The sequence below is a fragment of the Arthrobacter sp. V1I9 genome, from assembly GCF_030817075.1.
Lineage (GTDB): Bacteria > Actinomycetota > Actinomycetes > Actinomycetales > Micrococcaceae > Arthrobacter.
The window spans coordinates 1,043,942-1,068,010 of record NZ_JAUSYU010000001.1; the positions used below are offsets into that span (position 1 = coordinate 1,043,942).

Sequence of the window (24,069 nt, forward strand, 5' to 3'; positions counted from 1 at the left end):
GTGTTCCTGTAGGGCAACCTGGCACGCGTCCTCTCCGGCTCGTAATCTACATGCCTTGTCATAATAATTGACTTTTCAAATGCATGGTTGAAAGAGATGTCATCAGCTTGGCTTATCTGTAGCGTATAAAGGGTTGGAGCGGTTATGGCATTGGCGCTGGGCTGATGGGGGGTCATAACTGCCTGGCGCAGGGATATCAATGGACGATCTTGGTGTGGCTGTAGTAATCGAAGACGACGCCGATGTGCGCAACCTCCTCGAGGGAGTGTTGAGCCAGGCGGGCTTCGAGGTGCATACAGCGGTTGACGGGCGGGCCGGAGTTGAAGTGGTCCGCGACAAGCAGGCCAACGTGGTGACGCTGGACATCGGGCTGCCGGACATCGACGGTTTCGAGGTGCTGCGGCGGATCCGCAACTTCAGCAACGCCTATGTGGTGATGTTGACGGGCAGGACTGAGGAACCGGATCTGCTGTCCGCCCTCAACGCCGGCGCCGATGACTACATTGCCAAGCCCTTCCGGCCCCGCGAGCTCAGGGCCCGCGTTGCAGCCATGATGCGCAGGCCCCGGCACGAGATCAGCGGGCAGAAGCCGGAGACGCCCGCCTGGGGAGCGGCGCCTGCTGCGGCAGTTGCGGCCGCCCCGCCTGCGGACTCCGCCGTCCTGCACCACAACGGCCTGGCGCTGAACCACCGGACCCGCACGGTGGAAGTCAAAGGGGAGCCGCTGGGACTCACCAGAAGCGAATTCGATCTGCTGCACGTCCTCCTGCGCGGCGGCGGGGCTGTCTGCACCCGGGCCGATCTGGTCCGGGCCGTCCGCGGTGAGTACTACGACGAGGATACCTACATTAGTGAGGCCGACGAACGCGCCGTCGAGGTCCACATCGGCAACCTGCGGCGGAAGCTGAAGGAAGATTCGGTCTCGCCCCGCTGGCTGCAGACCGTGCGCGGTGTTGGATACCGGCTCGCGCCCGGCAGGCCGGACGCTGGATAGGCGCCGCGGGTAGGCACCTTGACCGGGCGCCGAAGGCCGAAGAGCTAGCCGTTTTTGAGGATGTACGTGGACTGGAGCTCTGAAACCGTCTGGCCGCCGTCGTGGGCAACCCGCTTCATGAGGACCTGCCCCTGGCCAAAGTCTCCCCGGCGGATGAGCACTTCCAGCAGCTCAGCCAGCTTGGCCAGGCGCAAGCCGCCCACCATGGCCGAGCTGATCTTCAGGCTGATGGCCGCGTCCAGGGCTGAGTCGCTGTCCTGGCTGTCCACCGCAGCGGCAAGCCGGGAGCAGCGAAGGTCCCACATGGCTGCGTAATCGCGGGCGAACCGCTGGGCGAGTCCGGAGCCGGCAAGCTCGTCCTCCAGCTCCTCCAGCACTGCCGCGTCAACGAGCGGCAAGAGCCCGGCCGCTTCCTGTGAAATATCCGAGGCGGTAACCGTTGTGATCCCGGGCTGCGGTGGAAACGCAGCTGCGCTCCTGTCGCTGGAGCCGGGATCTGGACTGTGCATTCTTCAAGGCTACTTCCTGGAATTAGTTGGCTGGCCTATTTCGGGTGATCCTGTGTAAAACTTGAGGCATTTTTGCAGCCTCGCTGCGGGGCTTATTGCCCGCTGAATGTCACCACCGCGTTGATGACGGCCGGCCCGAGAATTGCGATGAAGAGGACCGGAAAAATGAAGAACAACAGCGGAAACAGAATCATCACTGGCAGTTTCATGGCCTTTTCCTCGGCGCGTTGGCGGCGCTTTACACGCATCACTTTCGCCTGGACGCGGAGCACCCGGCTGATGGCGATGCCGTACGTATCCGCCTGGACCACGGCCTGGACAAAACTGCGCAGCTCCGGAATGTTGGTCCTTTCGGCCAGCGCAACGTAGGACTCCCGGCGGCTGCGGCCTACCTGCATGTCCTGCAGAGTGCGGACAAGCTCTTCCGCCAGCGGTCCTTTGCCGTTATCGCCGGCGCGGGCCATGGCCCCTTCGAAGCCCAGGCCGGCCTCCACGGAGATCAGCATCTGGTCCAGCGTGTTGGCCAGTTCCAGCTGCATCACTTTCTGGCGTTCCTGCCCTTTGCTGTAGAGCAGGAGGTCGGGGATGAAATACCCGAGGACGAGCAGAAACAGGCCCGCGAGCTTCATCAGGGGAGTGCTTCCGATGGAGGTTAGGTAGATGCCGGCGGTGGCGCCCGCCAGGCCCAACCCCAGCTTGGAGCCCAGGACTTTGCCCAGCGGCATCGTGGCGGGCCGGCCCGCGAGGGCGAGCAGGCGGTCCAGGAACGAGACGTACGACGGCGGTGTGAGGCGCCGGCCGATACCCTCGAGCAGGCCGGGCTTTGCGGCTTCAACGACTGTGAGTGGGGCGGCCCCGCGGGACAGGAGATCATTGACGGCGAGGCGGCCCTGCTTGTCCACGGTGAGGACGGACCAGGCCAGCCCGGCGACGGGGATACAAACCAGCAGGATGGAGAGGAGAACTATCAGGTTCATGGCTTCCTCAGAACTTCAGGTCGATGATCTTGCGCATCCACAGCGCACCGATGGTCATGAGGACAAACGAGGCGCCGATCATGATCCAGCCCAGGGGGTGGGTGAACATCGAGTTCATGTAGGTGGGGCTGACGGCCAGCAGCATGGCCACGATGCCGAAGGGCATGGCGATGAGGATGTAGGCAGAGAACTTGCCCTCCGCCGCCAGGGCTTTGATGTGTCCCTTGATTTCGGCGCGCTCGCGGATGGTCTCGTTCACCTGGTCCAGGACGTCGGCCAGGTTGCCGCCCACTTCGCGGTTGATCTGAATGGCCTGTGAGATCCAGACAAAGTCCTCGTTTTTCATCCGCTCGGCGGTGTCGTTGAGGGCGGCCAGTAGGTCACGGCCCAGGCTGGTCTCGGTGATCACCCGGCGCATCTCCTCCGACGTCGGCTTCTGCGATTCGCTTGCTGCAGCATCGATGGCGCGCAGGATGCTGTGGCCGGCACGGAGGCCGCCGGAGAGCAGTTGGAGGGTATCGCCGAGCTGGCTGTCGAAGGTGGCGCGGCGTTTTCCGGCCAGGAATCCCAGGACCAGTTTCCCCACGAACGGCGCGAGGATGGCCAGCAGGATTCCCATCAGCGGTCCTACCGTGACAACACCCACGAGCATTCCGATGCCGGCCCCGATGCCCACCAGGAGGAAGAACTCGGCCTGGCTTAGGCGGAGCCCGGCGTTTTCGAGTTCCGGCCGGGAGAACAGGGAGACGTGGCGTCCGTGCAGGAGACGTTCGAAGGACCGCACGGCGGAGAGCGCCAGGCGGGCGATTGACGACGGCGGCTCGGGCTCAAAGGGGCGACGGCGGTCCAGCGGCACCTCTGGCGCGCTCGGCAAAAGCACCGCCACGCCCAGCAGGCTGACGGCCACAAGCAGGACGACTGCTCCAACAGCAAGAATCATTGCCGTGCCTATCTTCCGGGGGTGGTTTGGGTTGCGGGGGCCTGGGGACCGGAAAAGACTGCGGGCGAGACATGGATGCCCAGGTCCTCGAACCGGTCGATGAACCGTGGCCTGATGCCGGTGGCAACAGGCTTGCCCATGAAGCGTCCCTGGGCGTCGACGCCGGCGGAGTAGTCGAAGACGAATGCGTCCTGGAGGGTCACGATGTCTCCTTCCATGCCCTGGACTTCGGTGACGTGGGTGATGCGGCGGGAGCCGTCGCGCAGGCGGGATATCTGGACGATGAGGTTGACGGCGGAGGCAATCTGTTCACGGATGGCCCGCAGCGGCAGGTCCATGCCGGCCATCAGCACCAAGGTCTCGAGTCGGGCCACGGCGTCGCGGGGGGAGTTGGAGTGAACGGTGGAAAGGGAACCGTCGTGGCCGGTATTCATGGCCTGGAGCATGTCCAGCGATTCCCCGCCGCGGACCTCACCCACCACAATCCGGTCAGGGCGCATACGCAGCGAGTTCCGGAGCAGTTCGCGGATGGTGACTTCACCCTTGCCCTCGGTGTTGGGAGGCCGGCTTTCGAGCCGGACCACGTGCTGCTGCTGGATTTGCAGTTCCACGGCATCCTCAATGGTGACGATCCGTTCGTCGGACGGGAGGAAGGAGGACAGCACGTTGAGCAGCGTGGTCTTGCCGGTGCCTGTACCGCCGGAGACGATGATGTTGAGCTTGGCTTTGACGCAGGCGTTGAGCAGCTCGGCCATCTCCGGCGTCAGGGTTCCGAAATCGATCAGGTTCTGGACCGTTAACGGAGTTTTGCTGAACTTACGGATGGTGAGTGAGGAACCGCCCACGGCAAGCGGCGGGATGACGGCGTTCACACGGGAACCGTCCTCAAGCCGGGCGTCCACCAGGGGGGAGGACTCGTCGATGCGGCGCCCCACCTTGGAGACGATCCGCTCAATGACCTTGCGCAGGTGTTCTTCGGAACTGAAACGGGACTCGCTGAGGGTCAGTTTGCCCTTCCGCTCCACGTAGATCTGGTCCATCCGGTTGACCATGATTTCGGTAACGGCCGGGTCGTCCAGCAGGCGCTGGAGGGGGCCGTAGCCCAGGACGTCGTCGGCAACGTCCCGGACCAGCCGGGTGCGTTCGTCGGCGCTGAGCGGGACCTGTTCGGCGTCGATGATCCGGGTCAGCTCTTCCTTGGCGGTGGCCCGGAGTTCCTGCTCGGTGACGGCGGCGTCGTTGAAGCGGGAGCCCATCCGCTCGAAAAGGGCGGTGGCTGCCCGGTGCTTCATGGCTGCGAAGACGTCCACCTTGGGCGCGGTGGGCACCAACTGCGCGCCGGTCTCGGGCGCAGGCACGACGGCGGGGCGCGCGGAAAGGTGCCCCTCCGCCGTCGGGATGGCCGAGGGCGCGGCAGGAGCAGCGGGGCGCGGCGCTTCGACCACGGCGACGTTGCTGCCGGGCGCCTGGTTGCGGTCCTGGACCGCGCTGATCCGCTCGGAGAGCTTCATCAGATGACCACCCTTCGGTGAAGTTTGCGCTGGGCCTGGGCACGCCAGGCCGGGTTGAACCGCTCGACGAGTTGGCGGAGGCTCTTAACGGCGGGGTCCTTTTTGGATTCCTGGAGGACGGGGATGCCGCGGTTGGTGGAGAGCGCCACGGCGCGGGACCGGGGGATGCTGACGTCCACGGGCGCGCCGATGGTGGATTCGACGTCGCGGACGTCGAGCCCGGACTTGGCGTCGGCCATGTTCAGGACAACATGGCGGGATTCGGGCATGATTTCCAGCTGCCGGAGCACCTCGAGGCCGGAGCGCAGGCCGCGCAGGCTGGGGATGTCCATCGCGCTGACCCAGACGACGTCTGTGCACTGTTCCATGGCGGCGAGGCCGATTTCGGGCATGCCGGGGGCAGTGTCGAGGACCACGTACTGGAATTCCTGGGCCAGTTGCTCGAGCAGCCTGGTGATCTGTTCGGGCGTGATGTGGTCCGCGTCCACCGGGTTGGGCGGCGCGCAGAGGGCGTAGATGCCGGCCGGGTGCACGGTGAGGAAGGCCTTGAGAACTAGGGAGTCCTGGGCTGCTGCTGGCGAGACGGCGTCCGTGACGGTGTGCTCGGGGTTGAGGTACAGGCCCGAGGCGACGTCGCCGAACTGCAGGTCCAGGTCCACGATGACAACGCTCATGGGAGCGATCTGGCCCAGGCCGATGGCGATATTGGTGGCGAGGGTTGTTTTGCCGACTCCGCCCTTGGGGGAGAAGACACCGATCACCAGGCCCTTGCCGCCGTTTTCAGCCTGTGTTTCTGGGCCGCGGTGCCGGGTGGCGAAGGACTGGCAGGCGCGCTCCAGGAGCACCCGGATTTCAGCCGCGTCCGCCTGTGGGCTGAGGATGTCCCGGATGCCGGCGCGCATGGCGTGCAGGAGGAAGGACTGGTCCACGTCGCTGACCAGCACCAGGCTGAGCCCGGGAAGCTGGACGTCGAAGACCTTGGCGAACCGCAGTGCCTCTTCGTAAGGGACGTCGGGTCCGATGACCAGAACTTCCGGCTGCTCCTGGTTGAGGAGGGAGAACAGCTCCTGCGGGCCGGCAGGGAGGATGTCCGAGGCGATGGTCTGGACGGAGCCGCGGAGGCCGTTCGCGACGGCGGCGCGCAGCTTCTGGTCGAACTCGCCGTTGGGGGAGAGGAGGACGAAGCGGCTCACTTGTACACCACGTCCTTTCGTTCGATCCTGGGTCCGTTGTCCTTGGCGTTCAGGGGTTCCTTGGTGAGCCAGAGGGTGCCATTGATTGAGGTGAAGATAATCCTGCTGGCATCCACGTCGGTGACCGCTACGGTCAGCATGAGGGAGCCTTCGGGGAGGGTGGTGTCTGCCGGGTCCGCTTCGCCCTGGGCGGGTGTCTCGGCGCTCGCTGTCTGGGGTGCGCGCTGGACGGCAGTAACCAGGACCTTGCGGAGGGTGAGCTGGGTGGTGGCATCACCGGCGGCGGCCTTGTCGGTGCCGTTCTCAAAGTTCAGAGAGATGCCCACATGGTCACCCACGTTGATCCGGCCGCCCACTACGCGCTGGGGCTCCAGCTGGAAGGAGACTTCCTGCATGCCTGCGGGCACCTCGACGGCGCCTTCAGCTTTGACGTCTGCGGGGGCGACAAGCCGCTCGGCCAGGAGCTGTTCGCCGGGGACCAGGTCAACGGCGGCGACTGTGCCGGCTTTGTTGTCCAAGGTGCTGAGGGCGGAATCGGACACTCCGGCGGCCGGTACCTTCTCGACTACGAGTGAGGCAGTCATGTCATTGACCGGAGTGCCGGCGGGGATTGCGGTCTTGACCACAAGGACTTCCACGGGTTCCGTTGATGCCAGTGCCCGCTGGTCCGCGCCGTTCGCGTAGACGAAGATGAGGATGGCTCCCACGAGCGCCAGGGCAACCGCGGCCGTTCCGGCGAGCAGGCGAGACTTCACTTTCAACTCCGTGGTTTCTTGATGTTGTGGTCAGAGGGTGAGGCGGGCGATGGACGCCCCATAGTCTGTGGTGTTGCCGAGTTCGAAACCTTGGGCCAGCGAAACGTACTTTACGAAGTAGCCACGAATGGCCTTGTTATCCACTTTCGATCCCGCAGTCCAGCTGATGCTGGCGAAGTGGTAGCCCGTGACATGGAACGCGGCGAAGCCCTTGATGTAGTACTTGCCCGAGGAACCGGTTCCTGTCGCTATGTCGTACAAGGGCAGGAGGACTGTCTGGTTGTTCATCTGCGTAAAGTCGGCGGCGGTGCACGCGGAAGGCACACTTGCGCCGGTGTCGCTGGAGAACCAGATGCCGGAACTGTTGGACGCGCCAGCTGTTGCCGTTATGGCGCATTTTGTGGAAGTCGTCTGTATCCAGCCGAACCCGCCTGGGATACCGCCGCATCCATTGACGGACTGCTCCAGCAGTTGTTCCGTACCCTGCGTTCCGCCGGCCGGGATGTTCAGTTTGCAGTGGGCAATTGCCAGCGGAAGGATAACCGGACCTTTGGAAGGGCTTCCCCACACCGCGGATGATTTGGCGCCGACTTCTTTGGTGGGGATGCCGAGGGCGTTGGCGAAGAAGAGGGAGACAGAGTTGTCCACGCCCCTGGTTTCCTTCGCGCTGGTGGTGACTGAGACGGTCCGAGCGGTCTTGTCGAGCTGTATGCCGTATACCGTGCTCATGCCGTCCAAGGCGTTCTGGTTGGCGAGGCTGGCGGCTAGCTCGGACGTCGTTGAACAGGCTGGATCGTTGAGGTTCTTGGCACATTTCTGCGCCATTGCGATGGCGGAGGCGTCCGCCCCGCTTTGCAGTTGTGCGCGTTCCGAGTAGATGACTCCGACGTCAACGGCGATCGCCACGAAGCCGAGCAGGGTCACCAGGAGGATGGCAACGATGACCGAGATGGCGCCGCGTTCGTTTGTTGCTCCGTTCTGGGTCAGCCGCCGCACAGCATGACTCCTTTGCCCGTCATGGGGAACGGTCCTGCAATGCCTGTAATGGTGGACAGGTTGTACTTGATGGTGAGCGTCACTTGGGCACCCTCCGAGCACACTTCGGTACTCAGCTTGATGTCCGAGGTGGGGATGGTACTGACCGACGCGGCCGCAGCCTGGGCTTTCTTCTTGGCTTCGGCCGGATCCTTCACGATGGCCATGTAGCGTACGCCGTCTCGGGCTGCATTGGTGAGGGTGATCTGGGCGTTGTAGGCCCGTCCGAACTCGATGGTTCCCAGCACCAGCATCAAGAGGAGGGGCAGCAGGATCGCGAATTCGACGGCGGCTGCTCCGCGCTCCGAATCGTGTGACACCTGCTGCACCTCCTCTTGAGTGACTCGTATTCTGGGCCCTGCTGCGCGAGGCGGTGCGGTTCCGATATGGGGTCCGGAACCGAACGGGCTACTTCTTAGCCCCCGGTGCCGGTGCCTGCTGCGGGAGCGGCCGGGGCCCCGGGGATCTTGCCTTCGACGTTTTCGAAGAGGCCGGAAAGCGTGCCACCGAGGGTACTGACGGCAATAATGATGGCGACGGCAATTAGAGCGACCATAATGCCGTATTCAACGGCGGTAGCGCCCTTTTCGTCGTTGCGTAGACGGATCATGAGGTTAGTGTAGAGAGAAAGCATTGTGTACTCCTGAGCGAGTCGGATGGCTGGCCCTGCACCAGCACTGATATGAAGTTAGCAACCAAAAAGGGGCCGAAATCGGTATCTTGGGACATCCTGCGCAAACGCTTTCAGTCCCGTGCTTTTCCTGCGCTTTTGCTTGCTTCCGGCTGCGCTAACGCTGGTTTTGAACATGCCTTGAGACATAGAGGACCCCCTCGGTTCTGGGTGCCGAGGGGGTCCGGTTCTTGGGGCGCCTTAGATGCGTGGAGATCAGCAGGACCTAAAGGTTCCCTGCGAAACTAGCCATCACATTGATGACAGCCGGGCCGATGATCACGATAAAGAGCACGGGCAGGATGCAGAACATCAGCGGGAACAGCACCTTGATGGGCAGTTTCATGGCTTTCTCCTCAGCCCGCTGCCGACGCTTCACACGCATCTGCTTTGCCTGGATCCGGAGAACGCCGGCGATGGCGACGCCGTAGACATCGGCCTGGACCACTGCCCGAACGAATGTCCGGAGGTCCGGTACGTCCGTCCGCGAGGCCAAAGCCAGGTACGCGTCCCGGCGGCTCCTGCCAACTTGCATGTCCTGGAGAGTACGTGTCAGTTCGAAGGCCAGCGGTCCCTTCCCGTTTTGTGCGGCCCGGGCCATCGCTGATTCGAATCCGAGGCCGGCTTCCACGGAGATGAGCATCTGGTCCAGCGTGTTGGGCAGTTCCAGTTCCATGGCTTTCTGCCGTTCCGCGCCGCGCCCGTGGATCAGGATGTCTGGGATGAAGTAGGCCAAAGCAGCTGCAAGCGCCACGAACGTTACTGCAGGTGCTGTCAGGTTCTTGCTGATCATCAGGATGCCCAGGATGCAGGCGATAAGCGCGAGGGCAGGTTTGGCGATCAACAGCCTGTCGAGGGGCAGCTGCGCCGGCCGGCCTGCGCGGGCAAGCAGCCCGTCGAGCCAGGCCGCGTAGCGGCTGGGGGTGAGGCGCAAGCCAAGGTCGGATGGACCGGTTGCGTCCGTCCGCGGTGTCTGCGAACCGTCAAGGCCAGCACCGCCGAAACGACCCCGGCTAAGGTTCGACTGGACCGCCGCAAACCCACGCCGGTCTACGGCAACGAGCACCCAGGCCATAAAGCCAATGGGAAGAACGATCAGACCAATAAAAAGCCACGCCATGGGTGTCATGGTCGCCTCCTAGAACTTGATCTTGACGACACGGCTAAGCCAGAAGGATCCGACTGCCAAAAGGACCAGCGCCACTCCGAGTAAGACCCATCCGATGACAGAGGTATAGAGAGTGGAAATGTAGGCGCTACCTGCTACCGACATGTACAGGAACATGCCCACGGGCAAGGCGATCAGGACATAGGCAGAAAGGCGGCCTTCTGCGCTGAGCGCCTTGACTTGACCCTTGATCTGGCTTCGCTCCCGGATGGTCTCACCAACCTGGTCCAGGACCTCGGCAAGGTCTCCGCCAACCTCCCGGTGAATCTCGATGGCCTGCCCGATCCAACTGAAGTCCTCGCTCCGCATGCGGACCGCAGCATCCTGCATGGACTCCTGCAGGTCACGACCCAGCCGGGACTCGTTCACGAGCCGCGCGAATTCCTCGGAAGTAGGCGCATCGGCTTCCTGGGCGACCGCATCCACGCAGCGCATCAGGCTGTGCCCCGCACGGAGGCCCCCGGCCAGCATCTGTAAGGTGTCGCCGAGTTGGACGTCGAACCGGGTCCGCCGGCGACCTGAAAGGACGTTGAGGGTCAGCCTTGCCACCAACGGAGTGGCTGCAGACAATAGGAGCGCGGCCAGGAAGCCATACAAAATGAAGCCTATGACTCCGGCTGTAACAGCGATGCAGGCCACCAGAAGGATGAAGTCGGCCTGGCGCATCTTGAGGCCGGCCTGTTCCAGGGAAGCCCTGCTGCCGAACGCAGCATTCCGGCTGACGTTTCGTTCCAGGTAGGCGGTGGCGGAATCCGTGGCGCGCGTGAGGAGGGACGGACCCGCCACCACCCCTGGCCGGCGCCGGGATAACGCGATCTGTCCCGTGCTGCTTCCAAAGGTTATGAGCAGGAGCACCGCGACCGCACCGAAACAGAGGGCAAGTCCGGCCGCCAGGAACAGGGGATGGGTGACCGTCACCGGAATCCACCTCCGGTGGGCGCAGCGCCGAATACCGCTGGCGAGATGGGGATGCCGAGTTCAGCGAAATGGTCGACGAACCGGGGGCGGACCCCTGTTGGTTTCGCCCGACCAAGGAACCTGCCGTCGGCGTCAACCCCCGCGCTGTAGTCAAAAGTGAAGGCATCCTGGAGGGTAACGACGTCGCCCTCCATTCCCTGCACTTCGGTGACGTGCGTGACGCGGCGGGTCCCGTCGCGAAGCCGGGAGATATGGACGATGACGTTTATGGCCGAGGCAATTTGCTCGCGGATGGCCCGCAACGGGAGGTCCATGCCTGCCATCAGGACCAGCGTTTCCAAACGTGAAATGGCATCCCTTGGCGAGTTGGCGTGGACTGTAGAAATGGAGCCGTCGTGGCCCGTGTTCATGGCCTGCAGCATGTCCAGGGACTCACCGCCACGAACTTCGCCGATGACTATACGGTCCGGGCGCATCCGCAACGAGTTCCGTACCAGATCCCGAATGGTAATCTCGCCCTTGCCTTCGATATTCCGTGGCCTGCTTTCTAGCCGGATCACGTGGTCTTGCTGAAGTTGAAGTTCAACTGCGTCCTCAATGGTCACGATTCGTTCATCGGACGGCAGGAACGACGAGAGCACATTAAGCATGGTGGTCTTCCCGGTACCGGTGCCTCCGGAAACAATAATGTTGAGCCGTGCTCGCACGCATGCCTGCAGGAGTTCGGCCATTTCCGGGGACATAGATCCGAGGGAGATGAGGTTGTTGACTGTGAGCGGTACCTGGCCGAACTTGCGGATGGTTAATGATGAACCGCTCACGGCCAGGGGCGGAATGATCGCGTTGACGCGCGATCCATCGCTGAGGCGTGCGTCCACCAGCGGCGATGACTCGTCAATCCGGCGACCAACTTTGGTAACAATCCGCTCGATCACACGCCGAAGGTGCTCTTCACCGGTAAAGCGGGACCCGGTGAGTGTTAGTTTTCCCTTACGTTCGACATAGATCCTTTCGGGCCCATTCACCATGATTTCGGTGATGTCGCTGTCGCTGAGGAGCTTCTCAAGGGGACCCAGCCCAAGGACGTCATCGATAATCTCCTGCACCAGGCGTCCGCGCTCAGAGAGCGTGAGCGGGATCTCTTCTTCCTCGATGATTTTCCGGAGCTCATCTTTTACGTACTGCTGGAGTTCTGAATCCTCCAAGGAGCTGTCTGTGATTCGGCTGCCCATCCGCTCGTAAAGTGCCACACCGGCCCGGTCCTTCACGGAAGCCAACGCTTCGTTCGACTCATTGCTGTGGTTATGGGCTTCCTGCGAGGCCGTTGGATATCCTGACGGCTCCAGACTCGCCGAAGCCCAAGGGATGGCCGGCGCTTGTGCGCCCGTCTCCCCGGGGGCACCCAGACCGCGTGCGGCATCTAACCTTCGTGTAAGACTCATGAGACCAGCGCCCTTCTGTGAAGCTTCTTGTGGGGTCGTTCTTCCCAGCCCGGTTTGAACCTTTCAGCCAGTTGTCCGAGTCCGCGGGCCACGCCGTCGCGGCTGCCCTCCTGCAGGAGAGGAACCCCTTTGTTGGTGGAGAATGGGACAGCCCTCGAACGCGGCAGGACGATATCGACCGGCCGGCTGATGGTAGCCTCCACGTCCTGCACTGACAGCCCGCTCTTCCGATCAGCGAAATTCAATACAACGTGACGTTTGTCCGGCATAAGATCCAGCTCCGTAAGAATCTGGAAGCCAGTCCGCAGCCCCCTGATACTCGGTACGTCCATGCCGCAAACCCAGACTGCATCGGTCGCTTGATCAAGGGTGGCCAACAAGTGATCCCCCAGCCCGGGCGCTGTGTCGACCACAACATACTGGAATTCGTCGGCTAACTGCCGGATCAGATGCGCCACTTGCTCGCCGGTGATGTGATCAGCCTGGGCAGGATTGGCCGGAGCGCAAAGCGCGTAAATGCCGCTGTTGTGCAGCGTCAAGTAAGACTTCAGGACCAGGGTGTCCTGGACGGCCGCTCCGGTCACCGCGTCAGCCAGTGTCCGCTCCGGCTCCATCAGTAAGCCACTGGCTACGTCCCCAAACTGTAAGTCGAGGTCCAGTACCACGACGCTCATGGGGGCGATCTTGCCCAGCGCCACTGCCAGGTTGGTGGTAACAGTGGTCTTGCCCACACCGCCTTTGGGTGACATTACGGCGATGATCCGGCCACCGGTCTTGGGTTCGGAAAGGGTGGCCCCGAGTCCCCGGCGCCGGCTGGCGGCGGTTAAGCTGGCTCGCTCCAGCATCTTTCTGATGTCATCGCTTGATGCATCCGGCGGCAACAGATCACGGATCCCGGCACGCATGGCCGGTAACGCAATTCCCTCGTCAACCTCCGTGACCAGGACAACGCTGATCTCCGGAAATTGCAGGTCGAAAAGACTGCCCATCCGGATTGCATCTTCTGCCGGCAAACCCGGACCCAAAAGAACAACTTCTGCGGGTTCGGCACTTACCGCCCGGAGGATATCTTCGGGACTTGGGGGAAGATAGTCGGCCGGCAGAACCTGAATATTGCCGTGAAGTCCCTTGACGGCTTCTTGGGCGCGCTGGGAGAAAGCTCTGTCCGCGGTGACCGCTATGAACCTGCTCATTTGAAAAGCTCCGTCTTTTTCACAACGGTTGGACTGCTTTCTGTGGCGGAGCTGGGTTCCTTAGTGAGCCACAGCTTTCCGAATTCTGCAGCGAAGGCGATTTTTGCTGCGTCCACGTCATTCCGGGCGAATGTAACCAGCAGTTGGCCCTCTGGCAGTTGGGTATTTGCCTGCTCTGCCTCGTCTCCGGAGGACGAGGCCTTTGCTGTGGAGCGCTGGACGCTGGTGACAAGGACCTTGTGGAAGAGTTGCTGACCCATCTCCTCGCCTGCACCTGTACCGGTGCCAGCTGAGACCAACGCCACGATGCCCACGGTGTCACCGGCGGCAATGCGGCCTCCAACGACGCGCTGGGCCTCAAGTTGAACGGAAACTTCCTGCATTCCCTCGGGCACCGGGACCGAACCGGGTGCGGCAAGGCTAATGGGATCGACCAAACGGACGCCCAGGAGGGCCTCACCGGGTACCAGGTCAGCGGCGGCCACCTTATCGTTCAGGCCATCAAGGCTTTTAAGAGCTCCATTGGGTACGGATGCGCCGGGTAACGACGCCAGCCGCACCGAATCCTGTATCTGATCCACGGTGGCACCGCGTGGAATCTGTTTTTCGACTACTAATACTTGTACTGGCTGTAAATTCGCTTGGGCCCTGGCTTCGGAGCCCTGGACATATGAGACTAGGAGCATTGTGCCAACTACCGCGAGCACAAGCGCTATGATGCCTCCCAGAAGGCGGTTCTTCACTTGTCTATCTCCTTTGGTTCATTCTCGGCTGAGCTGGCTGCTCCAGTCCCAGGTGGTGCATAAAGGCGTCAATTGATTAGTTGGGCGCCCGTGGCCCCGTATGTTGTCGGTCCTCCAAGAGTCATAGCCTCGGCCAGGGAGATCTTCTTGATAAAGCGGCCGAAGACTCCAAGATCGCTGTTCTTAAGGTTCAAGGAATTCGAAAGGGCCGTGGCCTCGGAGGTCATAAACGTTTCGGGCAGGCCGCTGCCACCCTTCAGATGCCAACCGCGAAGGGAGATATGCGCGAAGGCTTCGAGATGGAATTCGGCGTTTGAGCCGGTGCCGCGCCGGTTGTCGAAAATCGGGACCAGAATCTCTACGGTCTTTGACGAGTCCGCCAGGATGGCACCCCACCGGTTCATCATGGTTGCGCAGTCGCTGTTGTAGTCGTTACCGGTGTCTGTGCCGACCCATGGGTCCGCAATGTCCACCTTGACGCTGCAGTCGTGGGAAGGGTCGTCCAGCCAGCCGAAACCGCCGGGAATTTCCAGTCCCGAGGATGACGGGGTAGTGCATTCGTATAGCGGGTGCGAGGCGAGAGAGCTTCCATGCGCCGGGAAGAATTGGAGGTCCTCAGTGAAAAAGGGGTCCGATTCGCATTTTGAAAAAGTCAGTGGGACGACATTGCCTGCCGCGAAACCGCCGAATTTAGCCTGAGCCGTTGCACGGATATCGGCAGTCTGGATTCCCAAGGCCCGCGCGAAGGACAACGAGAAGTGGTTGTTACCGGAAGTGTCCTTGGACTGCGTGGTGACGTTGACGACACCGGCGTTCACGGTCGCACTGACAATGTTGGTGTTGGCGTCCAGGGCATTCTGATTAGCCATCGCGGCAGCCTCGGTGGCTGGGGCAGCACAGCCGGCTGCCGGCGGCGTCTCCAAGCAATCCTGGGCGATCGAGAGGGCTGCTGCATCGGCCCCGTTCTGCAGTTGGGCGTGCTCTGAATACATTGCGGCTACGTCCACGGCAAAGGCGGTGAAACCCAGTAGGGCCACCATGGTCAACGCCGCCAGGGGAGCGATGGCACCCCGTTCGCCCGTTACTGATCTCAGCCGCCGCATCGCATAACCCCTTTGCCTTGAATTGAGAGGTTGGCGGGCATACCCGGTATGAGATTGGGAAAGCCTGTTATCCAGGGGGTGGAATAGGTGACAGTGACCACGGCATTGCCAGCGGTGGTACAGGTAGCGCCAGACGAGTAACTGACACCGACGTTTGCAGCGGTCAGCGCTACGGAGGGCGCTGCTGCCACACCGGCAGCCTGTGCGCCAGCAGCCGAGTAGCCCTCTTCGGCGCTGTGTATGGCGGCATATCGAGCTGCTTCGCGTGCGGCTTCGGTCAGAGAGACTTGAATGTTGAAGGCGCGTCCAATTTCAGCGATCCCAAGTACGAGGCAAAGGAATAGTGGCAAAATAAGCGCGAATTCAACAGCAGCCGCGCCAGCCTCGTGGCCGTAAGGTTTGCGGGTGATTCGGGCAGCACGGCTGTTCGTCATGGTAGTACCAAATTCTTTTCCCGTGGCAAATGCTTAAGGTTTAGGAAGTGGGTGAGCACGCTGCATCGGCTGACCAGGTCGCTGCTCAGAGAGGATGGGGAGATTGGGTCGGCCCAATCTCCCCATCCTTGATGCACCGGCTACGGGAGTTGGTTGGATATCGTCGTAAAAGCCGTCCGGATTTCGGTTCCGAGCGTGACGACAATCCCCACAATTACAGCGGCTATCAGTGCAACCAGCAGACCGTATTCAACGGCCGTTGCGCCCTTCTCAGATGAGAAGCGATCCTTGACGCCGGCAACAAAAGCCATCATTGAGACCATGAGAGAGGTCATTTTAGTTCCTTAATTCGGTGAAATGGGCCGTTTAATTTCAACGAACTTCCAACTGCCCCCATAATTTCTCAGCGGCTGGACTTCGCTAAGGAGACATTGCCATTTAGGGGATAGGGGCAACAATGCGTAGTGGTACTCGAATTTTTCAAATGGCGCCAAGAGTACGTACTCGAAAAGCGTGGGCAGTACTCGGAGTGCGAGTGAGTACTGGGATTCACTACTTGGATTGAGGGCGCAGTCGGCTAGGAGGTGGACGGGGTAAGGACGCCCACGTGGCTAAGCGACGAAGAGCGCGACTGCCGCAAGGGCGCCGAGCATCGAGGGTCCATGGGCTACTTCTGACGCTTTATCCCGGCCTTTTCGGCAGAGAATCAGCACTGTAACCAGGCCATTCAAGATGAAGCCCAGGAGCGCGCCGTAGAGCAGCTGGCTCCAACCTAAGTACCCGAGATAGAGGCCGACGGGCGCTGCTAGCTTCACGTCACCCATTCCGATGGCCCCAGGGGAAATTAGTCCCAAAATAAGGTAGCCGGTAAACAATATGACGGCGCCAAGCAGTGCGCGCAGCAAATCATCAGCCTGCTGATTAATCACTCCGGGCATCAAAAACAAGGGAAAGCCGCCCGCGAGCAGCATCAATATAAGAGGGTTAGGCAACAGATGTCGTGCAACGTCAATCCGGGCGAGTTGAACGCCGAGAACCGCTAGGAATAGGAAGGCAGGCAGGGAAATTCCCATTCCAAACCGCAGCGCAAAGGCCGCGGACGCCACGCCGCTGAGCGCCGCCGTCGTGATTCTGGTGGAAAGAGGGGGAAGTCCGCCCAGCCTGGGAAGGTACTTGGCGATGAGGGCCTCCGCGAGGCGGGAGAGGACCAGCCCCAGGAGCGCGGCTCCGATGACAAGGAGCCAACCGGCGGAGCCGTCATCACCCATTGCAAACACGTGGACCCCCTGCGTCCGTCAGGCCGGCGGGAGCTGAGGCGCCGCCCGGCTACCCCATTTTGACCCCGAACCCCCTGACGCGCTAATCTTGGTAGTCGTTGTGCGTGTCCTATTCCGATGGTGCGTGCCCGCTTGAGAATCCGGTTGCAGGATAACTACTCAACGTGCACATTCGGAACCACAGGATGACTGGTTACATAGAGCCCTCACCTCTGTTCCGGTAGCGCGCAGATAGTAGGTGCCCACCCCTGAGTGGCTCCTAAACAAGAACGCCAGAATAAGAACGAGGCAAACACCGTGCGTACGTACACCCCGAAGCCCGGCGATATCAACCGCCAGTGGCACGTCATTGACGCCACAGACGTTGTCCTTGGTCGTCTCGCGAGCCAGACCGCAATCCTGCTGCGCGGCAAGCACAAGGCAACCTTTGCGTCCCACATGGACATGGGCGACTTCGTCATCATCATCAACGCTGAAAAGGTCGCCCTCACCGGTGCCAAGCTGGAGCAGAAGCGCGCTTACCGCCACTCCGGCTACCCGGGCGGCCTGACCTCCGTCAACTACGCGGAACTGCTGGAATCCAACCCGGTCCGCGCCGTTGAGAAGGCCATCAAGGGCATGCTCCCGAAGAACTCCCTCGCTGCACAGCAGCTGGGCAAGCTGAAGGTGTACCGCGGTGCTGAGCACCCGCACGCCGCCCAGCAGCCCAAGACTTTCGAAATTACCCAGGTCGCCCAGTAGTCCTGGCCACCAAACAACTTATCTATACAAGGAGAATCGTGGCTCAGAACGAAGAGACCACCGAAGCCGTTGAGGCTGAGGAAACCCTGACCAGCTACACCTCTGAAAGCTCAGCTGCTGACGCCGCTGCGCCGAAGAAGGAGCGCCCGGCACTGACCGTTGCCGGCGCAGCAGTTGGCCGCCGCAAGGAAGCCGTTGCACGCGTCCGTGTTGTTCCAGGCTCCGGCAAGTGGACCATCAACGGCCGCGCGCTGGACAACTACTTCCCGAACAAGCTGCACCAGCAGGACGTCAACGAGCCCTTCAAGATCCTTGATCTCGAAGGTGCCTACGACGTTATCGCCCGTATCCACGGTGGCGGCATCTCCGGCCAGGCCGGCGCCCTGCGCCTCGGCATCGCCCGTTCATTGAACGAGATCGACGTCGAGAACAACCGGGCCACGCTGAAGAAGGCCGGTTACCTCTCACGTGACGCCCGCGTCATCGAGCGTAAGAAGGCCGGTCTCAAGAAGGCCCGTAAGGCTCAGCAGTACTCCAAGCGCTAATCCCCGCTTGTCCAGAAGCCCGTCCCGCCATTGGCGGGGCGGGCTTCTGCCGTTTCTGCCCTCCCTGCTCCTGCTATAGGAGCAGGGAGGAAATTTCAGCTCCCGGTCGCTGTGCCAAAGCAGGTCAACAGCCATTAGGCGGCGCCTCACCAACGGTTTCAAGCTCAACCCAACCCATCCTCTAGACTTGACCGGTGTCTAGATTATTTGGAACTGATGGTGTCCGGGGGCTGGCGAACGGTCTGTTGACTGCGGAGCTGGCCATGCAGCTGGCCCAGGCGGCCGCCGTCGTGCTCGGCCACGACCGCAATACCAACGGCTCCAGGCCGCGCGCCGTAGTGGCGCGGGACCCGCGGGCCAGCGGCGAATTCATCGCCGCAGCGGTGGAAGCCGGGCTGTCCAGCTCCGGCGTTGACGTGTACGACGCCGGCGTCCTCCCCACCCCCGCCGCCGCCTACCTGGTAGCCGATCTGGACGCGGACTTCGGCGTGATGATCTCCGCCTCACATAACCCGGCGCCGGACAACGGCATCAAGTTCTTCGCCCGCGGCGGCCAGAAGCTCCCCGACGAGGTCGAGGACGCCATCGAGGCGCAGATGTCGAAGGAAGCAGTGCGCCCGGTCGGAGCCGACGTCGGACGCATCCAGCGCTTCTCCGATGCGGAAGACCGCTACATCGTCCACCTCCTCCAGACGCTGCCGCACAGGCTGGACGGCCTCACGGTTGTCCTGGACTGCGCCCACGGCGCCGCCAGCGGCTGCTCGCCCCAGGTGTTCAAGGACGCCGGCGCGAACGTCGTGGTCATCGGCGCGGACCCGGACGGCCACAACATCAACGACGGTGTCGGCTCCACCCATCTGGGTCCCCTCAAAGAAGCCGTGGTGAAGTACAGCGCAGACCTGGGCATTGCCCATGACGGCGACGCCGACCGCTGCCTCGCCGTGGACCACGAGGGCAACGAGGTGGACGGCGACCAGATCATGGCCATCCTCGCAGTCGCGCTGAAAGCCTCGGGCCAGCTCAGGGACGACGTCCTCGTAGCTACCGTAATGAGCAACCTGGGCCTCAAGATCGCGCTCCGCGACGCCGGCATCAGTATCCGCGAAACCGCAGTGGGGGACCGGTACGTCCTCGAGGAAATGCGCGACGGCGGCTTCAACCTCGGCGGCGAACAGTCGGGGCACGTCATATTCGCCGACCACGCCACCACCGGTGACGGTGTCCTCACCGGACTGCAGCTCGCAGCCCAGATTGCCCTGACCGGAAAGCCGCTCAAGGAACTGGCTACGGTAATGGCCAAGCTTCCGCAGGTACTCATCAACGTCAAGGGCGTGGACCGCACCAGGGTTGGCGGCAGCGAAGTGCTGGCCCAAGCTGTGGCAGCGGCCGAAGCCGCCTTGGGCGATACCGGCCGCGTCCTGCTCCGCCCCTCCGGGACCGAACCTGTTGTTCGCGTAATGGTGGAGGCTGCCGACGAAGAGACCGCACAGTCCATCGCCGAGCACCTGGCCCAGGTAGTCCGGGCCGAGCTGGCTTTGGAACTCGTCTCCGAGTAACCCCCGTAATAGCGCAAAGCGGCCCGCCTCCTTTGGGAGGCGGGCCGCTGGCGTTGGTGCGGGGAGTTACGAGGCCCGGCTCTTGAGGGCGTCCCGGATCTCGGTCAGAAGCGCGATCTGCGGGTCCTCCGCGGACACCTCTTTCACGTCCTGGTTGATCCCCAGCCGGCGGTTCCGGCGTTCGATCATCAGGTTCATCGGCATCACCACCACGAAGTAGATGGCCGCGGAAATTAGCAGGAAGTTGACGATGGCGGTCAGCAGGACACCGAACTCGATAAAGTTCCCGTTGAGGTCCACCCTGGCGAAACTGTCGAAGTTTGGGGCACCCACCAGCCCGGCAACGAACGGCATCAGCACCTTATTCACCAGCGCCGTAACCACCGCGCCGAAGGCAGTTCCTATAACGACGGCGACGGCAAGGTCAACAACGTTGCCCTTCATAATGAAATTCTTGAATCCAGTAAGCATGGAAATAACGCTAGCCCATCGCCCTATGGATACCCGGGCGCTGCCTCCACGCCAAAGTACTCCTCCAGCGTGTTGATGCCCCGGGTGACCATGTCCGTGGCCGTCTCCACCCCGATGTACCGCAGGTGCCACGGCTCGTAGTAGTACCCGGTGATCGGGTGGAGCATCCACGGGTACCGCACCACAAACCCGAACTTGTGCCCGTTCGCTTTCGCCCACACGGCTGCGGGCTGGTCTGCGAAGCATGGCTGGAAGCTGCACACGCCCCCGCCGTCCGCGATATCGAAGGCCCAGCCGGTCTGGTGTTCGGAGTAGCCGGGCCGGGCGCTGGCCGTGTCCGCGTCGGCCTGGCCACGGGAGGCGACATACCCGTTGTACGTGACAACCTGCGTGCCATAGGAGCGGTACCCGCTCGCGAGGACCATGGCTACGCCGTCCCGCGCGGCAGCCGCGAACATCGCTTCAGCCGCGGCCGCCGTCGGACTGTTCAGCATTGCTGCCTCGCCGGAAACCGTTGTGGCAACGGCAGTCGGAACGAGGTTTGCCGGCACGTAGTCGGCCGGGACCAGCGGCCGGTGTTTGTTCACGACGACCCACGGGCTGGAAGGGTCGGTGAGGGAGAACTGCCGCGGCAGCGCAGAGGAGGGCGACGGCGTGGGGGACGGCTCGGGACGTGCGGGGGCCGCAGTCGTGGCCTCCGCCGTCGTGGTCGGTGAGGGAGAAAGCGACGGTGAGGCAGAGGCAGAAGCGAAGCCCGACGACGGCGCCGCCCCGGGTGCCCCCGGTGTGCAGGCCGCCAACACAGTCAGTCCTGCCCCCGCCGCGAGGAAGCGGGCGAAACTGCGGCGGCTCGTCGCCGTTTCAGCCCGTCCGGAGGGATTAGCGCAGTCGTAGCACACCTGTGCTAGACCTTCCGGAGTAGCATCCGGCGGATCGAGTGGTCCGCCTCTTTGGTGAGTACCAGCTGTGCCCGGCCGCGGGTCGGGAGGACGTTCTCCTCCAGATTGGGCTCATTGATGCGCTTCCAGATATCGCGGGCGGTGCTCTCTGCCTCATCGTCCGAAAGTGCCGCGTACCGGTGGAAGTACGATTCCGGCTGCGCGAACGCGGTGGTACGGAGCTTGCGGAACCTGTCCACGTACCATTCCTCTATGTAGGAGGTTTTGGCGTCCACATAGATGGAGAAGTCGAAGAAATCGCTCAGCGCCAGCCCCTGCCGGCCGTCATGCCGGGGCCGTGCCGGGGCCAGGACGTTGAGCCCTTCCACAATCAGCACGTCGGGACGGCGGACCACCACTTCCTTGCCCGGAACGATGTCGTAGGTGACGTGGGAATACCAAGGCGCCCGCACTTCCTCGGCGCCGCTCTTGATTTCGCTCACAAAACGCAGGAGCGCGCGGCGGTCGTAGGACTCCGGGAAGCCCTTGCGCTCCAGCAGCTGCCGCCGCTTCAGTTCGGCCAGCGGGTACAGGAAACCGTCAGTGGTGATGAGTTCCACATTCGGGGTGCCCGGCCAGCGGCGCAGCATTTCGCGGAGCACGCGGGCGATGGTGGACTTCCCGACAGCGACTGATCCCGCCACGCCGATCACAAACGGGGTGCGCTGGGTCTGCTCACCCAGGAAGGTGGTGGTGGCGGCGTGCAGCTGGCCCGCTGCCTCGACATACAGGTGCAGCAGCCGGGACAGCGGAAGGTAAACGTCCCGTACTTCCCTGATATCGAGCGGGTCGCCAAGTCCCCGGAGGCGGACGATGTCCTCCTGGTTAAGGGGCTGTTCCATCTCGTCTGCAAGCCGGGACCAGGTTTGCCGGTCCAGCTCAACGAACGGGGAGACGCCTTCGCCGTTCGCGTCATTGCGTTGCACAGTCACCATAGAGATTCTGCCCCCAGCCCGGCTGAGAGCGAAATGCGGGCGCACGTTTATAAGGGGGAGTGCGCAACAGAAGTGGCTCCCGGGACGCTTCCCGGTTTAGATCTCAGGCACCCCTGCCGATAGTCTTGAGCCTATGTGTGGAATCGTAGGATACGTGGGCCGTTCTAATCACGGCGGAAGTCACAGTGCGCTGGACGTAGTTCTTGAGGGACTGCGCCGGCTGGAGTACCGGGGCTACGACTCCGCAGGGGTCGCGGTGGTGTCCCAGGGTTTGATTGAGTCCCGGAAGAAGTCGGGGAAGCTGAGCAACCTGATCACCGAGCTGGAGGAACGTCCGCTGCCGGAGACGGTGACCGGGATCGGCCACACCCGCTGGGCCACCCATGGCGGGCCGACGGACCGTAACGCGCACCCGCACCTGGCCGATGGCGGCCGGCTCGCCGTGATCCACAACGGTATTATTGAAAACTTCGCCGAGCTCAAGCTTGAGCTGCTGGAAAAGGGTGTGGGAGTTCCTGTCCGAGACGGACACCGAGGTGGCCGCGGCGCTGCTGGCGGACATCTTCCGCAACAAGCTCGGCGGGGACGTGTCCGACGGCGGCCTCACCCGCGCGATGGAGCTCGCCTGCCAGCGGCTTGAGGGTGCCTTCACCCTCCTCGCCGTGCACGCGGACCAGCCCGACGTCGTCGTGGCCGCCCGCCGCAACTCACCGCTGGTGGTGGGCCTGGGCGAGGGCGAGAACTTCCTGGGCTCGGACGTGTCCGGGTTCATTGACTACACCCGCCGTGCGGTTGAGCTGGGCCAGGACCAGATCGTCACCATCACCGCGGACGCCGTGGACATCACCGACTTCTTCGGCAACCCGGCCGCGGGCAAGGAATACCACGTTGACTGGGACCCGGCCTCGGCCAAGAAGGACGGCTTCAGCTCCTTCATGGAGAAGGAAATCCACGATCAGCCGGACGCCGTCCGGCAGACCCTGCTGGGCCGCTCTGACCTCAACGGAAATCTCACCCTTGACGAGGTCCGGATCGACCCGGAGCTGCTGAAGCAGGTCAACAAGATCATCGTCCTGGCCTGCGGCACCGCCGCGTACGCCGGCACGGTGGCGAAGTACGCGATCGAGAACTGGTGCCGGATCCCCACTGAGGTGGAGCTCGCGCACGAGTTCCGCTACCGCGACCCCATCCTGGATGAAAACACCCTGGTGGTCTCCATCAGCCAGTCCGGCGAAACCATGGACACCTTGATGGCCGTCCGCTACGCCCGGGAACAGGGCGCCAAGACCATCTCGATCTGCAACACCAACGGCTCCACCATCCCGCGCGAATCCGACGCTGTGCTGTACACCCACGCCGGCCCGGAGATCGCGGTGGCTTCCACCAAGGCGTTCCTGGCCCAGATTACCGCCGCGTACCTGCTGGGCCTGTACCTGGCGCAGCTGCGTGGGAACATCTTCTCCGGGCAGATCAAGGATGTCCTCGCGGACCTGGGCAAGATCCCGGACAAGATCCAGACCATCCTCGACAATGCGGGACCCCTGCGTGAACTGGCCCGCAGCATGGCAGATGAGCAGTCCGTCCTGTTCCTGGGCCGCCACGTGGGCTACCCGGTCGCTTTGGAAGGTGCGCTGAAGCTGAAGGAAATTGCGTACATCCACGCCGAGGGCTTCGCCGCCGGTGAGCTCAAGCACGGCCCGATCGCCCTGATCGATGAGGGCAAGCCGGTGTTCGTGGTGGTCCCGTCCCCGCGCGGCCGCGATTCCCTGCACGCCAAGGTGGTCTCCAACATCCAGGAAGTCCGCGCCCGTGGCGCCCGCACCCTGGTCATTGCCGAGGAAGGCGACGAGGCCGTGAAGGCTTACGCCGAGTACGTCTTCTACGTCCCCGAAACCCCCACGCTGCTGATGCCGCTGCTGACCACCGTCCCGCTGCAGATCTTCGCCGCGGAACTCGCCGCAGCCAAGGGCTACGACGTGGACCAGCCCCGCAACCTCGCCAAGAGCGTCACCGTCGAGTAA

At 62.8% G+C, this 24,069-nt stretch carries 25 protein-coding genes and 1 pseudogene; 5 read left to right on the forward strand and 21 right to left on the reverse strand.

Annotation, left to right across the window (positions count from 1 at the left end):
* The first annotated feature begins 199 nt into the window (after window positions 1–199).
* On the forward strand, window positions 200–994 hold the full coding sequence (locus QFZ70_RS04990) for a response regulator transcription factor (RefSeq protein ID WP_307094352.1): 795 nt from the start codon (window positions 200–202) through the stop codon (window positions 992–994).
* A 44-nt stretch (window positions 995–1,038) separates the two neighbouring features.
* On the opposite strand, the gene QFZ70_RS04995 is transcribed toward QFZ70_RS04990, so the two are convergent.
* The 18 genes from QFZ70_RS04995 to QFZ70_RS05080 all read right to left on the reverse strand — a co-directional run bounded on the left by QFZ70_RS04995 (window position 1,039) and on the right by QFZ70_RS05080 (window position 16,853).
* Entirely contained in the window at window positions 1,039–1,503 is a 465-nt protein-coding gene (locus QFZ70_RS04995; RefSeq protein ID WP_307094353.1) for an Hpt domain-containing protein, read from the reverse strand.
* Between the two features lie 92 nt (window positions 1,504–1,595).
* Window positions 1,596–2,480, reverse strand: coding sequence for a type II secretion system F family protein (locus QFZ70_RS05000; RefSeq protein WP_307094354.1), 885 nt, complete (start codon window positions 2,478–2,480; stop codon window positions 1,596–1,598).
* 7 nt (window positions 2,481–2,487) lie between these two features.
* Window positions 2,488–3,420 (reverse strand): type II secretion system F family protein, encoded by a 933-nt coding sequence (locus QFZ70_RS05005; RefSeq protein ID WP_307094355.1) that lies wholly within the window; start codon window positions 3,418–3,420, stop codon window positions 2,488–2,490.
* 8 nt (window positions 3,421–3,428) lie between these two features.
* Window positions 3,429–4,931 (reverse strand): CpaF family protein, encoded by a 1,503-nt coding sequence (locus QFZ70_RS05010; RefSeq protein ID WP_307094356.1) that lies wholly within the window; start codon window positions 4,929–4,931, stop codon window positions 3,429–3,431.
* The gene (locus tag QFZ70_RS05015; protein ID WP_307094357.1) at window positions 4,931–6,124 is read right to left on the reverse strand and encodes an AAA family ATPase; all 1,194 of its coding nucleotides are present in this window, start codon (window positions 6,122–6,124) and stop codon (window positions 4,931–4,933) included. The genes QFZ70_RS05010 and QFZ70_RS05015 overlap by 1 nt, the downstream gene beginning before the upstream one ends.
* A complete protein-coding gene (locus tag QFZ70_RS05020) occupies window positions 6,121–6,879 on the reverse strand; it encodes a Flp pilus assembly protein CpaB (protein WP_307094358.1) in 759 nt (252 codons plus the stop codon). Before QFZ70_RS05020 ends, QFZ70_RS05015 begins: the two co-directional genes overlap by 4 nt.
* A gap of 30 nt (window positions 6,880–6,909) precedes the next feature.
* The gene (locus QFZ70_RS05025; protein WP_307094359.1) at window positions 6,910–7,875 is read right to left on the reverse strand and encodes a pilus assembly protein TadG-related protein; all 966 of its coding nucleotides are present in this window, start codon (window positions 7,873–7,875) and stop codon (window positions 6,910–6,912) included.
* A complete protein-coding gene (locus tag QFZ70_RS05030) occupies window positions 7,863–8,234 on the reverse strand; it encodes a TadE family protein (protein ID WP_307094360.1) in 372 nt (123 codons plus the stop codon). Before QFZ70_RS05030 ends, QFZ70_RS05025 begins: the two co-directional genes overlap by 13 nt.
* A 95-nt stretch (window positions 8,235–8,329) precedes the next feature.
* Complete coding sequence (locus tag QFZ70_RS05035; RefSeq protein WP_307094361.1) at window positions 8,330–8,524, reverse strand: Flp family type IVb pilin; 195 nt, start codon at window positions 8,522–8,524, stop codon at window positions 8,330–8,332.
* Window positions 8,525–8,810: 286 nt separating this feature from the next.
* Window positions 8,811–9,713 carry a type II secretion system F family protein gene (locus QFZ70_RS05040; RefSeq protein ID WP_307094362.1) on the reverse strand — a complete coding sequence of 301 codons (903 nt, stop codon included), beginning with the start codon at window positions 9,711–9,713 and terminating at the stop codon, window positions 8,811–8,813.
* A gap of 9 nt (window positions 9,714–9,722) precedes the next feature.
* Complete coding sequence (locus QFZ70_RS05045; RefSeq protein WP_307094363.1) at window positions 9,723–10,670, reverse strand: type II secretion system F family protein; 948 nt, start codon at window positions 10,668–10,670, stop codon at window positions 9,723–9,725.
* A complete protein-coding gene (locus QFZ70_RS05050) occupies window positions 10,667–12,112 on the reverse strand; it encodes a CpaF family protein (protein WP_307094364.1) in 1,446 nt (481 codons plus the stop codon). Before QFZ70_RS05050 ends, QFZ70_RS05045 begins: the two co-directional genes overlap by 4 nt.
* Window positions 12,109–13,305 carry an AAA family ATPase gene (locus tag QFZ70_RS05055; protein WP_307094365.1) on the reverse strand — a complete coding sequence of 399 codons (1,197 nt, stop codon included), beginning with the start codon at window positions 13,303–13,305 and terminating at the stop codon, window positions 12,109–12,111. Before QFZ70_RS05055 ends, QFZ70_RS05050 begins: the two co-directional genes overlap by 4 nt.
* On the reverse strand, window positions 13,302–13,886 hold the full coding sequence (locus QFZ70_RS05060) for a Flp pilus assembly protein CpaB (RefSeq protein ID WP_307094366.1): 585 nt from the start codon (window positions 13,884–13,886) through the stop codon (window positions 13,302–13,304). The genes QFZ70_RS05055 and QFZ70_RS05060 overlap by 4 nt, the downstream gene beginning before the upstream one ends.
* A gap of 230 nt (window positions 13,887–14,116) precedes the next feature.
* Complete coding sequence (locus QFZ70_RS05065; protein WP_307094367.1) at window positions 14,117–15,151, reverse strand: pilus assembly protein TadG-related protein; 1,035 nt, start codon at window positions 15,149–15,151, stop codon at window positions 14,117–14,119.
* The gene (locus QFZ70_RS05070; protein WP_307094368.1) at window positions 15,139–15,585 is read right to left on the reverse strand and encodes a TadE/TadG family type IV pilus assembly protein; all 447 of its coding nucleotides are present in this window, start codon (window positions 15,583–15,585) and stop codon (window positions 15,139–15,141) included. The genes QFZ70_RS05065 and QFZ70_RS05070 overlap by 13 nt, the downstream gene beginning before the upstream one ends.
* A gap of 140 nt (window positions 15,586–15,725) precedes the next feature.
* Window positions 15,726–15,920, reverse strand: coding sequence for a Flp family type IVb pilin (locus QFZ70_RS05075; RefSeq protein ID WP_307094369.1), 195 nt, complete (start codon window positions 15,918–15,920; stop codon window positions 15,726–15,728).
* A gap of 276 nt (window positions 15,921–16,196) precedes the next feature.
* On the reverse strand, window positions 16,197–16,853 hold the full coding sequence (locus QFZ70_RS05080) for a prepilin peptidase (protein WP_307097798.1): 657 nt from the start codon (window positions 16,851–16,853) through the stop codon (window positions 16,197–16,199).
* Window positions 16,854–17,159: 306 nt separating this feature from the next.
* Between QFZ70_RS05080 and rplM the strand changes: the two genes are divergently transcribed.
* The 3 genes from rplM to glmM all read left to right on the forward strand — a co-directional run bounded on the left by rplM (window position 17,160) and on the right by glmM (window position 19,704).
* Complete coding sequence (rplM, locus tag QFZ70_RS05085) at window positions 17,160–17,603, forward strand: 50S ribosomal protein L13 (protein WP_015937805.1); 444 nt, start codon at window positions 17,160–17,162, stop codon at window positions 17,601–17,603.
* Window positions 17,604–17,641: 38 nt separating this feature from the next.
* On the forward strand, window positions 17,642–18,148 hold the full coding sequence (gene rpsI, locus QFZ70_RS05090; protein WP_050684362.1) for a 30S ribosomal protein S9: 507 nt from the start codon (window positions 17,642–17,644) through the stop codon (window positions 18,146–18,148).
* Between the two features lie 194 nt (window positions 18,149–18,342).
* Entirely contained in the window at window positions 18,343–19,704 is a 1,362-nt protein-coding gene (gene glmM, locus QFZ70_RS05095; RefSeq protein ID WP_307094370.1) for a phosphoglucosamine mutase, read from the forward strand.
* 66 nt (window positions 19,705–19,770) lie between these two features.
* Here glmM and mscL read toward each other — a convergent pair whose 3' ends face one another.
* From mscL to coaA, 3 genes are read right to left on the reverse strand one after another with little or no spacing between them, the layout of a single operon-like run.
* Complete coding sequence (gene mscL, locus QFZ70_RS05100) at window positions 19,771–20,175, reverse strand: large conductance mechanosensitive channel protein MscL (RefSeq protein ID WP_307094371.1); 405 nt, start codon at window positions 20,173–20,175, stop codon at window positions 19,771–19,773.
* A 23-nt stretch (window positions 20,176–20,198) separates the two neighbouring features.
* Window positions 20,199–21,074 carry a D-alanyl-D-alanine carboxypeptidase family protein gene (locus QFZ70_RS05105; protein ID WP_307094372.1) on the reverse strand — a complete coding sequence of 292 codons (876 nt, stop codon included), beginning with the start codon at window positions 21,072–21,074 and terminating at the stop codon, window positions 20,199–20,201.
* A 5-nt stretch (window positions 21,075–21,079) separates the two neighbouring features.
* Entirely contained in the window at window positions 21,080–22,048 is a 969-nt protein-coding gene (coaA, locus tag QFZ70_RS05110; protein WP_307094373.1) for a type I pantothenate kinase, read from the reverse strand.
* Window positions 22,049–22,181: 133 nt separating this feature from the next.
* Here coaA and glmS point away from each other — a divergent pair.
* Window positions 22,182–24,069 (forward strand): annotated as a pseudogene (gene glmS / locus QFZ70_RS05115) (glutamine--fructose-6-phosphate transaminase (isomerizing)).